The sequence below is a fragment of the Catenulispora acidiphila DSM 44928 genome, assembly GCF_000024025.1.
Lineage (GTDB): Bacteria > Actinomycetota > Actinomycetes > Streptomycetales > Catenulisporaceae > Catenulispora > Catenulispora acidiphila.
In genome coordinates this window covers 1,016,797-1,033,659 of sequence record NC_013131.1, presented here as the reverse complement: position 1 = coordinate 1,033,659, position 16,863 = coordinate 1,016,797, and the positions used below count along the sequence as shown (strand labels likewise).

Here is a 16,863-nt window from a genome sequence, read left to right as displayed (position 1 = left end):
ACCTGCCATCACTCAGGCGAGAGCCCCGCGGTCGTAGCCCTCGCCACCCATCCGCCCCAACTCAACTTCGCCCCTCGCCCCGATACAGCTCCACCTCGCCCTCCACCTCGCCCTCCAGCTCGAGCGCCAGCACCGCCCTTTTCGTCGCCTGCGCCGCCCATCCGCGCCAGCTCAACTCCGCCCCTCCCCCGATACAGCTCCGCCGCCCCCTCCAACTCGAGCGCCAGCACCACCCTTTTGGCCGCGCCCCCGCCGCCCGTCCGCGCTACCTCAACTCCGCCCTCCCCCGGCACAGCTCCACTTCCCCCCAGCTCGACCGCCAGCACCGCCCCTTTGCCGCCGGCGCCACCCATCTCCGCGCCAGCTCAACTCCGCCCCTCCCCCGGCACAACTCCAGTCCCCCTCCAGCTCAACTCCGCCCCTCCCCCCGATACAACTCCACCTCCCCCTCCAGCTCGAGCGCCAGCACCGTCACCACCGGGTCCGCCGCGCTCGGCGGGTCGATCGCCAGGACCGCCGGTATCGTGTCGAAGCCGCCGTAGCGGCGGTGCGTCAGCTCCTCGCCGGTCGCCAGGGCCGTCACGCGCTTCACCCGGCTTGTCAGCCCCTTGATGGTCACCGGGTCGCGGGGCGGGTCGTGGCAGAACACGTACAGCGTGCGCCGGTCCGCGGACAGCGTCGTCGGCGCGTAGACGTGCCCCGCCGGGATGCCGCGTACCGTGCCGTAGATCGCTGGCTCGTTGCGGCGGATCCACCGGCCGAGTGCCTCCAGGCGTGCGGTCTGCTCCGAGGGGATCGAGCCGTCGGCGCGCGGGCCGACGTCCAGCAGCAGGTTGCCGCCGCCGGAGATGGTCTCCACGAAGGTGCGCACCAGGAGGCTGAGCGGCTTGTGGTCCTGGTCGTTGCGCTGGAAGCCCCAGGAGTTGTTCACCGTGTAGCACAGCTCCCATGGGCCCTCCGGCGGCGTGATCGGCGCGCCCTGCTCGGGCGTCGCGTAGTCGCCGTGCCCCAGCAGCCGGGAGTTGAAGACCATGTCCGCCTTCATCCCGGTCAGCTGCTCGCGCAGCTCGGCCATCCGCCACTGCTCCTCGGGCCGCTCCCAGTCGCCGTCGAACCACAGCAGGTCCGGCGCGTAGCCCTCGACGATCTCCTTCAGCTGCGCGCGATGGAACGCCAGAAAGCGTGCCCACGCCTCCGGATCCTCGGCAACCGTGCCGCCCTCGAACTCCTCTCGCGAATGGAAGGGGTAGTCCGGATGCGACCAGTCCAGGTGCGAGAAATACAGCCCGACCTTGAGTCCGGCCTCCCGCATCGCCTCCGCATAGGGCGCCAGCAAGTCACGCCCCGCCGGCGTCCGCTGGACGACGTTCAGATCGTTCTCGGCCGTCTCCCACAAGGCGACGCCGTCATGGTGCTTCGACGTCAGCACCGCGTAGCGCGCGCCGGCCGCCTTGAACAGCCGAGCCCACTCCCCCGCGTCGTAAGCACTCGCGGTGAAGCCCTCGAGCTGCTTCATGTAGTTCTCGTAGGTGATCTCGCCGTTGTAAAACGACCAGGACTCCGGGATGCCGTTGACGGCGTAGATCCCCCAGTGGACGAAGATGCCGAGCTTGGCGTCGGCGAACCAGGGCTGCATGGTCACGGTTCACCACGCTAGGCGCGCGAAGCTGTGCTGTTGATCGGTCTGGATCACCGATACTGGTAATTTTTCACCATGGAGCTCATCAAGCCGCCGCTGGTCGTCAACGCCGGCGTCGGAGTCCACGGCATCAACACCGCCGTGGACGTCTTCCGCCTCCCCGACCTGTGGCAGCTCCACCTCTACAGCTACAGCGCGTCCTTCGCCGCCGACGGCGAGCGCTTCGACCTGCGTCCAGGAACCGTGAGCCTCGTCCCGCCCGGAACCACCGTCGAGTTCCGCTATAGAGGACGCTCCGAGCACCTCTACGTCCACTTCGCCATGGACGGACGCCGCGCACCCTTCGTCGGCGACGCCGGTCCAGCACTGCCCATCCTGCGCGAACTCCTCCTCGACGCAGTGGCAGCGTTCCCCACAGCGCCGACGCGCTCGGCAGCAGCAGTATGGACAGCACTGTGGCGCGTATCAGACCTCGCAGATGCCGCCGCCGCTACGCCGCCGAACCCAGTAGTCGCAGCAGTAATCCGCCGTATCGAGGAACGCTTAGCCGAACCGCTGGTAGTCGCAGAACTAGCCCGCATCGCCGGCGTCTCCCACAACCAACTCACCCGCCTGTTCCACGAACACGTCGGCGACACCGTCGTCGGCTACATCGCCTCACGCCGCATGGCACGCGCGCTCCACCTGCTCCAGGCGTCCACGCTTTCGGTCACGGCGATCGCGGCGTCCGTCGGAATCCCGGACCTGCAAGCGTTCAACAAGACGTGCCGCAAGGCATTCGGCGCCTCACCCCGCGCGCTGCGGCAGTCGCCTACCAACCAGCGTTCGCGTAATCCTTGAGGAAGCAGCCGTACAGGTCCTCGCCCTGCTCGCCGCGCACGATCGGGTCGTAGACCCGCGCCGCGCCGTCGACCAGGTCCAGCGGCGCGTGGAAGCCCTCGTCCGCCAGCCGGACGCGGTCCGGATGCGGCCGCTCGTCGGTGATCCAGCCGGTGTCGACGCTGTTCATCAGGATGCTGTCGGTCTGGAACATCTCGCGCGCGCTGGTCCGCGTCAGCATGTTGAGCGCGGCCTTGGCCATATTGGTGTGCGGATGCCCCGCGCCCTTGTAGCCGCGGCTGAAAACACCCTCCATCGCCGAGACGTTGACGATGTGCTTCCGGGGCGACGACGACGCCTTCATCGCGCTACGCAGCCTACTGATAAGCACGAAGGGAGCCGTCGAGTTGCACAACTGCACCTCCAGCAGCTCGATCGGGTCCACGTCCTCGACGGTCTGCACCCACGAGTTCGTGTCCGCCAGATCCGGAACCAGCCCACCCGCGTCAATGGCGGTGCCAGCCGTGATCCGATCCAACGTCGCCGAGCCGGCCGTCAGAGCGAGCGAGACCAGATCTGCTCCCGCGACATCCCCCACCGCAGCCACCCCGGACGCCCGCACGCCGACCAGATCCGCCGCGATCGCCTCCGAAGACCGCGTCTGCCCAGGCAGCGCGACCAGCCCTGAACCGGTGAACCGCCCGAACGAGATCAGTTCCGGCAACGGCCCGTCCGGCAGCGCCTCGAACTCAGCGCGGATCAACGGCTCGTAGGCGCCCGCCGAACGCCGCACCGTCTGCGCGGCATTGTTGACCATGATGTCGAGCGGACCCTCGGCGGCAACCGTATCGGCGAGCGCCACCACCTGCGCCACATCCCGCAGATCGATCCCGACGACCCGCAGCCGATGCAACCACTCGCCACTGTCCGGCATCGCGGCAAAACGGCGCGCGGCATCATTGGGAAAGCGGGTGGTGATGGTCAGATGCGCGCCATCCCGCAACAGCCGCAGCGCGATATACATGCCGATCTTCGCGCGCCCGCCGGTAAGCAGCGCACGCTTGCCACTCAGGTCGGTCCGAGCATCACGCCGCTTCCAGTTCTCGGCAGCGCAGTCGGGGCACAGATTGTGATAGAACGCGTGCACCTCGCGATAACGCACCTTGCAGATATAGCAACTCCGCTCGCGCTTCAGCACACCGGCCACCGCATTACCGGACTCGGCGGTCTCCGAACTGAGCGGCAACCCCTGGGTCTCGTCATCAAGCCGGCTCGGCGCACCAGTAGCGGTCTTAGCGGTGACGGCACGATCCGCCTCCATCACCCGCGCCTGCCGCTCAGCCCGCCGCCGCACCTTGACGCTCTTGTACACCCCAGCCGTAGCCCGCCGCACCGCAACCGCATCGGGATGCTCCGTCGGCAGCAACTCGACCTCAGCCATGATGTCCAGCAGCAGCGCCAGCCGCTCCGCCGAGATGCCAGGCCCGAAGTCCTCCGCACCCGAATCGGAGTCGGAAGCGGAGTGGGAATCGGAATGAGACTCGGAATGCGAGTCGGCATAGGTATCGGAATGCGAACCGCCATGGGTATCGAAACGCGAATCGGCATGCGAACCGGAGCCGCCGAAACCCTCACCCACCCCCGCAGCCCCATCAGCCACGCGGCCCACCAACTCGTCCACTTCACCCCGCTCGATCACCCGCACAAATCTACCTGCCGCTCAGGGCTGCTCCTGCCACCCCGCAGTCCTGCCGCAGCGCAACCGCTCCGCAACTCCCCCGCCGCACCACCGCACCCCTGCCCCGCTGCCCTCCACGCGACAACTCCTATCTGGAGCACGTAAAAGGTGACCGCCCGCGTTGTCGCAACCTTCACCCATCCGGCTCAGGCACCCGCCCAACCCGGCGGTGAAATTGAGCGGGCTTCTCAAAAACTGATCGGTGCGCGAAACAGCGGGCGCCCGGACCGCCGAGGTCCGGGCGCCCGCCGTCAGTGGTGCGACAGGTGGTGCGGCAGGTGGTTCGCCGCTGCTACTTCACCGTGTAGCTGTAGGGCAGGCCCGTCAGCTCGTCGGCGGTGCCGAATGCCGCGTTGTACGTGTCCACGTACACCACGCCGCTCACCTTGCTGCCGCTCGCGCCGGTCGGTGTGAAGGTGACGGTCAGGGTCCCGGTCTGGCCCGGCATGATCGTCACCGGCACGAGTGCCGGGGCGCTGGGGTCGACGCCGGTCAGCCACAGGTCGCCGGTGGAGGCCGCGGCGGTGCGGTCGAAGGCCAGCGTGGTCACGCTCTCGGCCTCGGTCGCGCTGCCGGTGACCGCGGCGTTCGTCGGGCCCAGCGGGGTCGGGTCCTGGCCCCAGATGCCCGGGGTGAGCCACGGGGAGTCGACGGTGGCGCCCGCGGTCAGGCCCTTGGACACGCCGTAGACCTCCGGCATGCCGGACGGGCCGCTGGTCGAGAAGTCCGCCGGGATCGTCGAGGACTGCGACGCCCGGAGCTCGGTGGTGTGCGTCGGGATCTGGAAGGAGGGCTGCGCGCCGGTGGTGGCGAACGGCAGGGCCACGGTCGCGCCCAGCGGCTGCTGCGCCGGCAGGTCGTAGTCGGCGCTGCTGTTCAGGCGCGGGTCGGCGAACACCGTCAGCGGAGCCGCGCCGGTGTTCTTGATCGTCACCTTCGCCGTCACCGCCTTGCCGGCTGCGAGCTTGCCCGAGGGCAGGCCCATGGCACTGGCGTCGACCGCGTTGTACCGCAGCTGACCGTTGTAGGTGTCAGCCAGGTCGCCGGAGAGCACGCCGGGGTTGATGTCGTCCATGAACAACACCCAGCGGCCGGCGGCCGGGGCGTCGACGTAGCCGGTCAGCGAGGGCAGCAGGTTCTCGTTGCCCTGCGCGTCCACCGCGATGTTCGTGCTCAGCGACACCACCTGGTGGTCCGGGGACTCCAGGAAGGCCGAGACCGCGTGGCTGCCGGCGAAGGTCAGGTCCATCGCCAGGTTCTTCTTGCCGCGCGGCACGTCGAAGTAGTACGACTCGGTCTGCGACGGCGTGCTCGCGCGGCCGTTGCCGCCGGTCAGCGTCCCGGTGAAGGAACCGCCGTCGTTATTCGTGGAGATCAGCGTCCGCTTGGTCACCGGCATCGTGGTGACCTGGTGGAACGGCGTGGAGAAGGCCAGCGCCGCGGAGACGTCGCCGGGGTTGCGCGCCAGCGTCTGCTTGACGGTGAACTTCTGCGACTGCCCCGGCTTGAGCACCGCGCTCGCCGGGCTCACCGAGCCGACGTCCTTGTACTTGGTGGCCAGGAAGTCATAGCTGATGTTGCCCTTGAAGCCGGTGGCGTTGGCGTTGGCGTAGAAGTACGCCGTCCACTTGCCAGCCGGCGGGTTCGCCTGGTCCACGGTCGCGTAGTTGGTCGTGCCCTGCGGGCTGTTCCAGTTCTCGTACTCGCCGTTCGGACCGACCAGCACCAGGCGCAGCAGCGTGCTGGTCCCGGTGCAGGCGCAGGTCGCCATGCCGGTCAGGTGGTCGGCGCCGGCCGGCACGGTGAACGTGGTGCTGAACCAGTGCCGCTGCAGGCCGGGCGTGCCGAGGGTGTAGCCCTCGTAGAACCACGGCGAGTTCGGGTCGGTGAAGTCCACCGCCTTGGTGCCCTTGATGTCGGCGACCGTGGTGTCCAGCTCGCGGACATTCGCCGAGACCGTCTGAATGGTGGGGCTGGTGTTGGTCAGCGTGACCGACGCGCTCTGCTTCGAGCCGCCGGTACCGATCAGCGAGATCTGCGTGTCGCCGGTGCCGGTGGTGGCCATCAGGCCGTCGCCCTGCGCCGCCGGGGAGCCGTTGCCGTCCTTGACGGACATGGCCATCCGGACCGCGCGGTAGGTGTTCAGCTCACCGGAGCCCTGCTGGTCGGCCGGCAGGCCGAGGTCGCTGGCCGAGGAGGTGAGGATCTGCTTCACCAGCGCCGGCGCCGGCCGGGCCCCGCCGTGCGTGTTCTCATAGGCCTCGATGACCAGCGCGGCGCCGCCGGCGACCAGCGGCGAGGCCATGCTGGTGCCGCCGAAGTCCTCCACGGAGGCCGGATTGCCGTTGTAGTCCACACAGGCGCTGAACCGCGCCTCGGGGCTGCACAGCGCCCAGCCGCCCTGGCCCGGCGCGACCAGGTCCGGGACCCGGTCCCGGTCGTTGGTGCCGGAGGAGGACAGCGCGGCGGTGTTGTTCGACGCCCAGCTGCTCGCCAGGTTCCGCGCGCCGCCGGTGCCGGTCTGCGCCTGGTCGCGGAAGGTCGTGGTGGCGCCGACGCCGATCACGTTCGGGTCGACGGCCGGCTGGCCCTCGGTGTTGGTCACGCCGCCGTCGCCGGTGGAGGTGACGACCGTGACGCCGGCGGCGACCGCGGCGTCGTCGGCCAGGCTGGTGATGTCCAGGCCCTCGGTGGGCTGCGCGTTGCTGCCCAGCGACTCGTTGATGACGTCGACGTTGTCCACGTTCACCGCGTAGTCGACGGCCTGCACGACGGTGGAGTCGAAGACCAGGTTGGCCGCGCCGAAGACGTTCAGGCCGACCAGCGAGGCGCCCGGAGCCACGCCGCGGACCGTGATGTTGCAGCCGGCCGGGAGCGGGTGGCCGGGCATGACGTACTTGGACAGGTCGTAGCTGTGCAGACCCTGCGCCGCGATCGAGCTGGCGTCGCCGAAGGCCTCGTCACCGCTCTCGTCGCCGTTCGGGTCGGTCCCGGAGAAGTCCTGGTAGTCGCTGAAGACGTGGGAGCCGTCGGCCCGGATGAAGTCCGGATTGTTGACGTCCAGCCCGTCGGCGATCCACGCGACCTTCACGCCCTTGCCGTCGACGATGTTCTGGGCCTGCGGCTGGCTCTTGTTCGTGAAGGCGGTGTTCGTGGTCTGCAACGCCTCCGGCTCCAGCAGCGGCTTGCTGGGGTCGGTCGGGCAGGTGCCCGGGATGACCTTGTCCGCCGGGGTCTGGCCGTCGGCGCCGGTCGCGGCGGGCTTGGCGCCCGCGGCCGTACCGCCCGCGGAGTCGGCGATGGCCAACTTCTGCGCGTCGGTCAGCGTGTTCACGACGTGCTGCTGGTCGGTGACGACCGCCTCGACGCCCGGGTTCTGCCGCAGGTTCGCGGCCTCGGCGTCGGTCATCTTGGCCGAGAAGCCGTTGATCACCGAGAACTTCTTGATGTCCTGAGCGCCGGTCGCCTGCGCGCTGTTCACCAGCGGAGTCTGGTCGGCGGTGGTCGCCGCCTTGCGCTGGGCCTTCGCGGTCTTGACCGACAGTTCGGGGTGCTGGTTCTTCAGCAGCACGATCACGGGGTGCTTCGCCCCGGTCGACAAAGCGGCCAACTGCTGAGCCGCCGACGGCCTGGCGGGCGCCGGAGCGGCCAGGGCGGCGGCGGAAGTGCCGATCCCCAGTCCCAGCGCCGTGACCGCGACCACCGCGATGCGGTGTTTGCGGGCAAACTGCATAATGTGCCTTTCTCCCGGCGCGCGGCCACGCCGCCGCGCGCCCCCTTTGAGGTGGAACCCGGTGGTGCTTAACAGGGTGTTGCAACGAGCGGCGGAGAATGGCAATGCGTCTAGACGTACGTCTGGGCATTGCGATGATCGATACTCGTCACAGTAGAGGGTGTCAGGAACCTCAGAAAGACGTAGGCGCTCTACGTTGCGACACGCCTGGACTTACGCTCACCTCGTGATATGCGTGCGGGGAAGCGTCTACTCGGTAAGGGGTGAGCAAGGGTGTCGAGGGTAGAAACGCCGTCGGGGCAAGGATCGCGATCCTTGCCCCGACGGCGTATTAGCACTCTTATATGAGGCGGCGATTTCAGCGAACCGCCACGGTTTTCGCGCGGTTCAGAAGAAGCCGCCGTTGTCCCCGCTGTCGTTGGTGTAGTCGCCGCCGCCGTCGAACCCGCCGGCGTTGTAGTCGGTGCCGAAGTCGCCGCCGCTGCCGTAGTCGGTCTGCTGGTATTCCGGCTGCTGGTACTCGGGCTGCTGGTACTCAGGCTGCTGGTACTCAGGCTGCTGGTATTCCGACTGGTATTGCGGTTGCTGATAATCAGGCTGCTGGTATTCGGGCTGCTGGTACTGGTCGCGCTGGAACTCCTGCTGCTGGAACTCCTGCTGCTGGTACTCGCTGCGCTGGTCGTCGTAGCCGCGCTCCTCGAAGCCGCGCTCGTACGCCTGCTGCTCGTCGCGCTTGGTGTCATCGCCCTCGAGCATCTCGCCCAGCAGCATCCCGCCGACCAGCCCCGCCGCGCCGGCGCCGACCATCGCGCCGGTGCTGTGCCCCTGGCGCGGCGGCTGCTGGTACTGCCCCTGCTGCGCGTACCCCGGCTGCTGCGCCGGGTAGCCCTGCTGTTGCGGGTAGCCGGCCTGGGGATAGCCCTGCTGCGGATAGCCCTGCTGTTGGACCGGCTGGTAGTACGGCGGCTGGGTCGTCTGGACGCGCTGCGCGCAGTACTGGCAGACCTCGACCGGTCGTGCCACCCCCCACTGCGGCTGCCACATGACGTTCACTGATGCCTGGCCGTGTGCCGGATCGAAGAAGCAGATCACGGGTGTCCCCCCAAATTCGTTGACACTTCCGTGATCTCAACGGGTCGCGGACGCCGAACGGTTCCCGTCCGCGACCCCTCTCACCGCCGGCTCACGCCGTGCAGCGCTGCCCCTGCGGCGGCAGCGTCCCGCTGACCAGGTACGCCTCCATCGCGGACTGGGCACAGACGTTGCCGCTGCCGAACGCGGCGTGCCCGGTCCCGACGCGGGTGAGCAGCCGCGCGTTGGCGAAGCCGTTCGCCAGGTTCACAGCATTCTGATACGGCGTCGCCGGGTCGCCGGTGGTGCCGATGACCAGGATCGTGTCCGAGCCCTGCGCCTTGATCGTGTGCGGCTTCTCCTGGGTCTGGAACGGCCAGTTCGCGCACAGCGGCTGCGCCAGGTCGCTCGGCGCCAGCTCGGAGTTCAGGATCGAGGCGCCGGACTTGAGCTGGTTGTACGCGGTCTGCACTTCCGCCGCGTCGGGCGTCGGGGTGGTGAAGTCGGCGCAGCGCACGGCGATCAGGCCGTCCTGCTCGGTGCTGTAGTGCCCGTCGGGGTCGCGGCCGTTGTACTGGTCGGCGCCGGCGAGCAGCTCCGAGCCGTCGCCGCTCTTCATCGCCTTGCCCAGCGCGTCGCGCAGGTACTTCCACCAGTCGGAGCCGACGTCGCCGTACAGCCCGATGACGACGCCGGTCCAGCCCAGCGTCTGGTCCAGCGGGCGGTTCGGGTCGCCGGTCTGCAGCGGGTGGTCCTGCAGGCCGTCGATGAAGTGGCCGAGCTGCTGCGCCGCGGCCGCCGGGCTTCCGGACAGCGGACACTGCGAGGCGTAGTTGGTGACGCAGTCGGAGGCGAACTTCTCCAGCGACTGCTCGAAGCCGACCTGCTGCTGGACGTTCGACTCGAGCTGGTCGGCGTTCGGATCGACGGCGCCGTCCAGGACCATGTGGCCCACGTTGGCCGGGAACTGTTCGGCGTAGACCGAGCCGATGTAGGTGCCGTAGGAGATGCCGAGGTAGTTCAACTTCTTGTCGCCGACGACCTGGCGCATGAGGTCCATGTCCTGCGCGACATACTTGGAGCCCACGTAGGGCAGCAGATCGCCGGACTTCTTCTCGCACGCCGAGGCCAGGGTCTTGGCGTCCTGCTGAGCCTTCTGCGCGCGGGCGGTCGCGTCCTTGGGCGGGTCGACCTCGTAGAGCTTGTCCTGGGTCTTGTCGTCCAGGCAGGTGATCGGGTCGCTGCGGCCCAGACCGCGCGGGTCGAAGCCGATGATGTCGTAGTGGGAGTGCAGAGCTCCGTCGAACTGCGACTTGGACTCCTCGATGAAGTCCACACCGGAGGCGCCGGGCCCGCCGGGGTTGGTGAACAGCGAGCCGACCTTGTGCGCCTGGTCCGCGGCCGGCCACTTCACCAGCGCGAGCGCGACGTCCTTGCCCGCGGGCTTGGCATAGTCCAGCGGGACCGTGACGGTGCCGCACTGGAAGGCGCTCAGGTCCGCGGTCGGGTCGTCGGCCGGGGCGCTGGTGCAGGCGCCCCAGGAGATCTGCTGGCCGTCGAAGGCCTGGAGGGTGCTGTACTTGCCGCTGGGCAGCGCGCCCGCCGACCCCGACGATCCCGTGGAGCCGCCGGAGGACGAGGATCCTCCGCCGACCGAGCCGGACGTCGTACAGCCGGCCAGCAGGGATCCACCGAGCAGCATCGCCACGACGGATATGGTCCTGCCCCGGCGTGCCCCGAAAACCTTCATGCGCTCATGTGTATCACCTCATCCCAACCCTAGAATCACGACATGGATGCCTTCCTGGAACTCTTGGGCGCGCGCGGCGGCGCCACACTGGCGACGATCAAGAAGAACGGACGGCCTCAGCTGTCGGTGATCAACTACGCCTACGACGCGGCCGAGCAGGTGATCCGGATCTCGATCACCGACGACCGCGCCAAGACCCACAACATGCGCCGGGACCCTCGCGTGTCGGTCATGGTGCAGCCGGAGACGTACAAGTACGCGGTGTACGACGGCGAAGCCGACCTGTCCCCGGTCGCCCAGAGCCCGGACGACGCCACGGTCGACGAACTGGTGGAGCTCTACCGCGCCGCCGCCGGCAAGGAGCACCCGGACTGGGACGAGTACCGCGCCGCGATGGTCGCCGACAAGCGTCTGGTGCTGCGCATCCGGGTGACGCACGCCTACGGCATGGGGGTCTGAGACGGATCCGGGGGAGGCGATGAGCCCGGCGGAGGCGGCGAAGGCAGCGGCGCCCGAGCCGGTCACCGCGGATGCGCCACGGCTGCCTAGCCGCCCGCTGATGACGCAGTCCTGGCTGGACGCGACGTTCCTGCACTGGGCCGCCGATCCAGCTCTGGTGGCACCGTTGCTGCCGGCCGGGGTGCGCCCCGATGTCATCGACGGCGCCACCTACGTCGGGCTCATCGCCTTCCGCATGCACCGGATCGGGTGGTGGCCGCTGCCCGGAATGCCCTATCTCGGGACCTTCCCGGAGACCAATGTGCGGCTGTACTCGGTCGATGCGGCAGGGCGGCGCGGGGTGGTCTTCCGGTCGTTGGAAGCCTCGCGCCTGCTGCCGGTGGCCACAGCGCGGACGGCGTTCCGGTTACCGTACCGCTGGGCGCGGATGTCGGCGTACCGCTCCGGAGATGAGTACTGGTACGGCTCGCGGCGCCGTGAGCCCGGCTTGCCGCCTTCGCGGAGCATCATCGGGGTGCGGGTCGGTCCCGCGATCGAGACGCCGTCCGCGCTCGACCACTTCCTGACCGCCCGATGGCGACTGCACTTCACGCTCGCCGGCCGGACCGTGCATATGCCGAACGCGCATCCGCGATGGCCTTTGCACCACGCCGAGTTGCTGGCGTGTGAGGAGGATCTGGTCGCCGCCGCGGGGTTGCCCGGGGTCGCCTCAGGGCCGCCGGACAGTGTGCTGTTCTCGCCGGGCGTGGCGGTGCGGTTCGCGCGGCCTTATGCCGTCGACCGCCGGCCCTGACCGACCCTCACCAGCCTTAATCTGCTTCGATCAGCTTCCGCTTCCACTCTCGATCACATACCGCACGAAGACGAGATCCCCGATCGGCCGGGTCTCCGCGAGGGTCATGCGATGCCGCGCGTTCTGCGGGAACTCGGCGGCGCGGACGAAACGCGGAGCCTGGTCGTCGCCGACGAAGAACGGCGCGATCGCCAGATGGATCTCGTCGGCGAGATCTTCGGCGAGGAACCGGGTGTGGAGCGAGCTTCCGCCCTCGACCATCAGCCGCTCGATGCCGCGCCGCTTCAGGTCCGCGAGGATGCCGGGGAAATCGACGAGCGCCCCGGCCGCCACGACCTCGGTGTCCGGGACGGTGGCGAGGCGGTCGGCTTGCGTCGGCACGGCGGCGTCGGCGCAGTAGACGAGCTTGTGGCCGCCGGTGGTGAAGAAGCGAGCCTCGGGGTCCAGCGCGCCGGCGCCGGTCACCGTCACCTTGACCGGGTGCTCCGCCAGACCGCGCCGGACTCTGTCGGCCCGCCGCTCCGGGTCGCGGATGACCAGGCGGGGGTCGTCGCGGCGGATGGTCTCGGCGCCGACCATGATCGCGTCCGACGCCGCCCGAAGCGCGTCCACCCGGTCGAAGTCCGCGTCGTCGGAGAGCATGAGGCGGTCGGGGGTGGTGTCGTCGAGGTGGCCGTCCAGGGACATGGCGGCGCTGAGGATGACGTGGGGGCGCTCGGGCATGCAGTCATCGTCGCATCGCCTCAGTCCAGACGCCGGGCAGGCGGCCTGCTGTTGTTCGCCGAGAGAGTACGCGATCTCCGATCCGGAACCCTGGGTTTTCCCGGAGGCGTTGCCAGTGCATGACGGTGAAAACGCGAGTCAAACGGATCATGCGCTCCAAGAAGGCGAGACAGCGGGACCGCGAGCGCGGTGGACGCGACTGGCCCGGCGGTCCCGACGGCGGCGTCCGCGAGCCGCGCCGGCCGAAGGGCACTCCGCCGCAGGATTCGATCCAGTTGGCAGAGCCACGATAAAAACGTCACATGCGCCTCACCGGTCTCACTGACAGCGAAAAGCGAGTCCGGACGGACTTCCTGGCCGGCGGGCGCACGTCGTTCGAGACCGGCGACCCGGCGGCGGACACGCGCTCGGTGGGCGCCACATGGGGACCGGAGCGCACGCTGCGCGCCGCGTTCATCAGGGGGCTGATCGAGGAAGCCGGCGACCGCCGCGCGCCGCTGCGAGTCGTCGGCGCCCGCATCGTCGGACCGCTGGAGCTGGAGTACCTGGAACTCGGCTACTCCCTGAGCTTCGCGAACTGCTGGTTCCAGGACGAGATCGACCTGCACGACACCCGCCTGCGCCGCCTGAACTTGCGCGGCACGCGCCTGGCGGGCCTGAACGCTTCCCTGACGCGCGTCGAGGCCACCGTGGTGATGCACATGACGCGGGTCGAGGGACGCGTCCGCCTCGACCACGCCGTCATCGGCGGCGAACTCCTGATCACCGACGCGCACCTGCTCCACCCCGGCGACGTCGCCCTGCGCGCCGAACGGATCCGCGTCGGCGGCGACCTGATGCTGTGGGGCACGACGATCCAGGGGCGCACCGTCCTGCGCGACGCCAAGGTCGACGGCGTCATGAGCATGGAGCGCGCCCGCCTCCACGCCCCCGCCGAAGAAGCCCTGGACGCCGCCCGCATCCAAGTCGGCAGCGACTTCCTAGCCGACGACCTGCACGCCGAGGGCACCGTCCGCCTCTCCGGCGCCGACATCCAAGGCATCCTCCGCCTCGCCAACGCCAAACTCAGCAACCCCGGCGCCACCACCCTCGAGGCCTACCAGGCAAAAATCGGCGCCGACCTCCAGTGCTACCGAGGCTTCGACAGCGACGGCCTGGTCCGCATCACCGGCGCCCACATAGCCGGCCACGCCCGCTTCGACGCCGCCACCCTCCGAGGCAACGGCACCACCGCCCTCGACGCCCGCTACACCGACATAGGCGGCGCCGCCCGCCTACGCACCACCCAAACCGCCGGCGCCCTCCGCTTCACCAGCGCCCACATCGCCAACGACCTCGACTTCCGCGAGGCACGCCTGGTCAGCTCGGTCACAGAGTTAGGGCTCGGGCCGGTCTTCGGCGGAGGTGCCACAGCGGGTTTTCCTGGCGCTGGAACGGTTTCAGCTCCTGGCTTTACCTCCAGCCCGAGTTCCGACCCAAGCGCTGGCTCCAGCCCGAGTCCCCTCCCAAGCGCTGGGACTAGCGCTGTCGCCAGTACTCCCGGCAACTCCGGTAGCCCTACCGCGGCCACCACCGCCAACACCGCCACACCTGCCCCTAACTCGCTCTCCCCTGACCCAGCCTCGTCTTCAGCTCCTGTCTCTACCTCCAGCCCGAGTCCCAGCAGTACCAGTTCCGCTGCCTCAGCCGCCGCCGCACCTAGCTCGCGATCGTCCGCCCCCACCTCCCCGCCACCACCCCCCAACCTCCTCTTCCTCGGCAACCTTCACGCCGGCGAGCTCACCCTCCGTTTCGCCGCCCCGCCCGCCGGCGGCATCCACCTCGCCAACGCCCAAGTCGGCGTCCTCAACGACGATCCCGCCTGTTGGCCTCCGCACTTCACCCGCGACGGCTTCGTCTACGAGCGCATCGCCGAGCCCGGGCCCGTCCGCTCCCGCATCGCGTGGCTGGCGCGCGAGTCCGCCGGCTACCGTCCCGGTCCCTATGAGCAGCTCGCGACCGTCTACCGCCGCCAGGGCCTGGACGGCGAAGCGCGCCGCGTCCTGCTCGCCAAGCAGCGTGCCCGGCGCCGTACCCTCTCCCTCGCCGCGCGGCCCTGGGGTCTGATCCAGGACGCGGCTGTCGGCTACGGCTATCGTCCCGAGCGTGCGCTGGGGTGGCTCGCGGCGCTGCTGATCACCGGCGTGGTCGTGTTCGGCGTGCACCACCCCGTGCCCCTCGGACCGGACAAAGCGCCGCCCTTCAATCCCCTGATCTACTCCCTCGACCTGCTCCTGCCGGTCATCAACTTCGGCCAGGGCCGCGCCTACATCGCGACCGGCGGCTGGCAGTGGATCGCCTATCTGCTCACCGCCGCCGGCTGGATTCTCGCCACCACCATCGCCGCCGGCGTGGCACGGGCCGTCAACCGCGCATAAGCCAGCGCGCCACCCCTGGTTCAGCCCCCTGATGCGCTGGCATGGTGGACCCCATGTCGTCACAGCCGATGCCGCCGCGCCGCAACGACGCCGTATCGAGCGGCTCAGGAATGGTCGTCACATCTGTGCACGGTGGCCGCTCCCCGGTCCCCGTCCCCGGCGCGAACGCCGACGCCGCCTCCGATCCGAACGCCGCGAGCCCGAACGCCGCGCCCGACCCGAACGCACCCACCTCACCGGCACCCCCCGCCGCGCCCAGCCTCGCCGACCTGCTCACCGCGCACCTCGGCCCGGAAGCCGCCCTGCTCCCCGTCACCACCGCGACCTGGCCGCCCTACGAGCACGTCAACGTCCAGGGCGCCCTGGACCGCTGGCTGTCCCGCAACGGCGCCCCGTACCGCCTGACCGGCATGGCCGGCTTCCGCCACCGCATGTTCGGCCTGTCAGACCTCTTCTACGAGTCCGGGCCGCAGGGCATGGCCGTCAGCGGCGTGTCCCTCACCGACCAGCCCTCCGGTCCCGGCGACCAGACCCGCACCTGCGTCCAGTGCGGCCTGTATCTCGTGGACGGCCTCGACGGTCCCGACGACGGCGACCGCACCGAGGACCCGCGCCCGCCGCTGGCCATCCTGCTCCGCGGCACGGAAATGCGCGGCCCGCAGCAGGACGTCAGCCTGGAGATCGCTTGCGCCGACCGCGCCCTGGCCCGCAAGGCAGCCGCCGAGATCCGCCGCCTGGCCATCGAGTTCAGCGTCTACCGCGGCCACGTCCTGGAATTCGGCACCGAGATGTTCGGCCCGCACCAGTCCGCCCTGGGCTTCCACGACCGCCCGGTCATGGACCGCGAGGAGCTGATCCTCCCGCCCGGCATGCTGGAGGGCATCGAGGCGCAGATCCTCGGCGTGAACCGCCACCGCGAAACCCTCCTCGCCCACGGCCAGCACCTCAAGCGCGGCGTCCTGCTCTTCGGCCCGCCCGGTACCGGCAAGACCCACACCGTCAGATACCTGATGAGCCGGCTGCCCGAGACCACCGTCGTCGTCCTCACCGCCAGCGCCCTGCGCCTGATCGGCCAAGCCTGCGAGATCGCCCGCGCCCTCCAGCCCGCCCTGGTCGTCGTCGAGGACGTGGACCTGATCGCCCAAGACCGCTCAGCCCACATGACCGCCACCCCGCTCCTGTTCCAACTCCTCAACGAGATGGACGGCCTCGACGGCGACGCCGACGTCACCTTCCTCCTCACCACCAACCGCATAGACACCCTGGAACCAGCCCTGGCCATGCGCCCCGGCCGCGTAGACCACGCCGTCGAAGTACCACTCCCAGACGCCGAAGGCCGCGCACGCCTCCTCGAGCTCTACCGCGGCAGCCTGGATCTGGACCTCAGCAGCGCCGACACCCTGATCGAGCGAACAGCAGGCGTCACGGCATCCTTCATCAAGGAACTGATCCGCCGAGCCGCACTGATCTCCCTCAACGAACAAGACACCCAAGACACCGCCCCCACCCCCGCCAACGGACTCCACGTCAGCGCCAAACACCTGGACGCAGCCCTGGAAATCCTCGGCGGCTCCCAGCACCAACTGACCCGCAGACTCCTCGGCGCATCAGGCGACCTCCGCCACTGAGGCGCCAACCCCCCTCCCGGAGCACCCCACGCCGCCCGGCCACACCCCCACCGACCCCCAACCCCGAAAACCCGACAACCCCACCTCCCGCCC

At 69.5% G+C, this 16,863-nt stretch carries 11 protein-coding genes; 5 read left to right on the top strand and 6 right to left on the bottom strand.

Annotation, left to right across the window (positions count from 1 at the left end; translation table 11 throughout):
* Positions 1 to 409: 409 nt before the first annotated feature.
* On the bottom strand, positions 410 to 1,636 hold the full coding sequence (locus CACI_RS04375) for an alpha-L-fucosidase (protein ID WP_012785114.1): 1,227 nt from the start codon (positions 1,634 to 1,636) through the stop codon (positions 410 to 412).
* A 78-nt stretch (positions 1,637 to 1,714) separates the two neighbouring features.
* Here CACI_RS04375 and CACI_RS04370 point away from each other — a divergent pair, with 78 nt between their 5' ends.
* On the top strand, positions 1,715 to 2,479 hold the full coding sequence (locus CACI_RS04370) for a helix-turn-helix domain-containing protein (RefSeq protein ID WP_012785113.1): 765 nt from the start codon (positions 1,715 to 1,717) through the stop codon (positions 2,477 to 2,479).
* Here the strand turns inward: CACI_RS04370 and CACI_RS04365 are convergent.
* The 4 genes from CACI_RS04365 to CACI_RS04350 all read right to left on the bottom strand — a co-directional run bounded on the left by CACI_RS04365 (position 2,451) and on the right by CACI_RS04350 (position 10,702).
* A complete protein-coding gene (locus CACI_RS04365) occupies positions 2,451 to 3,899 on the bottom strand; it encodes an SDR family NAD(P)-dependent oxidoreductase (RefSeq protein ID WP_143765693.1) in 1,449 nt (482 codons plus the stop codon). The two genes, CACI_RS04370 and CACI_RS04365, sit on opposite strands and share 29 nt — an antisense overlap.
* 589 nt (positions 3,900 to 4,488) lie before the next feature.
* Positions 4,489 to 7,929: a S8 family serine peptidase gene (locus tag CACI_RS04360; RefSeq protein WP_012785111.1), complete on the bottom strand. Its 3,441-nt coding sequence runs from the start codon at positions 7,927 to 7,929 to the stop codon at positions 4,489 to 4,491.
* A 387-nt stretch (positions 7,930 to 8,316) separates the two neighbouring features.
* Positions 8,317 to 9,021: a hypothetical protein gene (locus tag CACI_RS50970; RefSeq protein ID WP_012785110.1), complete on the bottom strand. Its 705-nt coding sequence runs from the start codon at positions 9,019 to 9,021 to the stop codon at positions 8,317 to 8,319.
* Between the two features lie 91 nt (positions 9,022 to 9,112).
* The gene (locus tag CACI_RS04350; protein ID WP_223297721.1) at positions 9,113 to 10,702 is read right to left on the bottom strand and encodes an alpha/beta hydrolase; all 1,590 of its coding nucleotides are present in this window, start codon (positions 10,700 to 10,702) and stop codon (positions 9,113 to 9,115) included.
* 90 nt (positions 10,703 to 10,792) lie between these two features.
* Between CACI_RS04350 and CACI_RS04345 the strand changes: the two genes are divergently transcribed.
* Positions 10,793 to 11,209, top strand: coding sequence for a PPOX class F420-dependent oxidoreductase (locus tag CACI_RS04345; RefSeq protein WP_012785108.1), 417 nt, complete (start codon positions 10,793 to 10,795; stop codon positions 11,207 to 11,209).
* Between the two features lie 19 nt (positions 11,210 to 11,228).
* Complete coding sequence (locus tag CACI_RS04340) at positions 11,229 to 12,002, top strand: YqjF family protein (protein WP_012785107.1); 774 nt, start codon at positions 11,229 to 11,231, stop codon at positions 12,000 to 12,002.
* A 30-nt stretch (positions 12,003 to 12,032) separates the two neighbouring features.
* Here the strand turns inward: CACI_RS04340 and CACI_RS04335 are convergent, their stop codons facing one another.
* Complete coding sequence (locus CACI_RS04335; RefSeq protein ID WP_012785106.1) at positions 12,033 to 12,725, bottom strand: RibD family protein; 693 nt, start codon at positions 12,723 to 12,725, stop codon at positions 12,033 to 12,035.
* A 302-nt stretch (positions 12,726 to 13,027) separates the two neighbouring features.
* Between CACI_RS04335 and CACI_RS45080 the strand changes: the two genes are divergently transcribed.
* Positions 13,028 to 15,142 (top strand): hypothetical protein, encoded by a 2,115-nt coding sequence (locus CACI_RS45080; protein ID WP_012785104.1) that lies wholly within the window; start codon positions 13,028 to 13,030, stop codon positions 15,140 to 15,142.
* A 53-nt stretch (positions 15,143 to 15,195) separates the two neighbouring features.
* The gene (locus tag CACI_RS04325; RefSeq protein ID WP_190276723.1) at positions 15,196 to 16,770 is read left to right on the top strand and encodes an AAA family ATPase; all 1,575 of its coding nucleotides are present in this window, start codon (positions 15,196 to 15,198) and stop codon (positions 16,768 to 16,770) included.
* Positions 16,771 to 16,863: the final 93 nt, after the last annotated feature.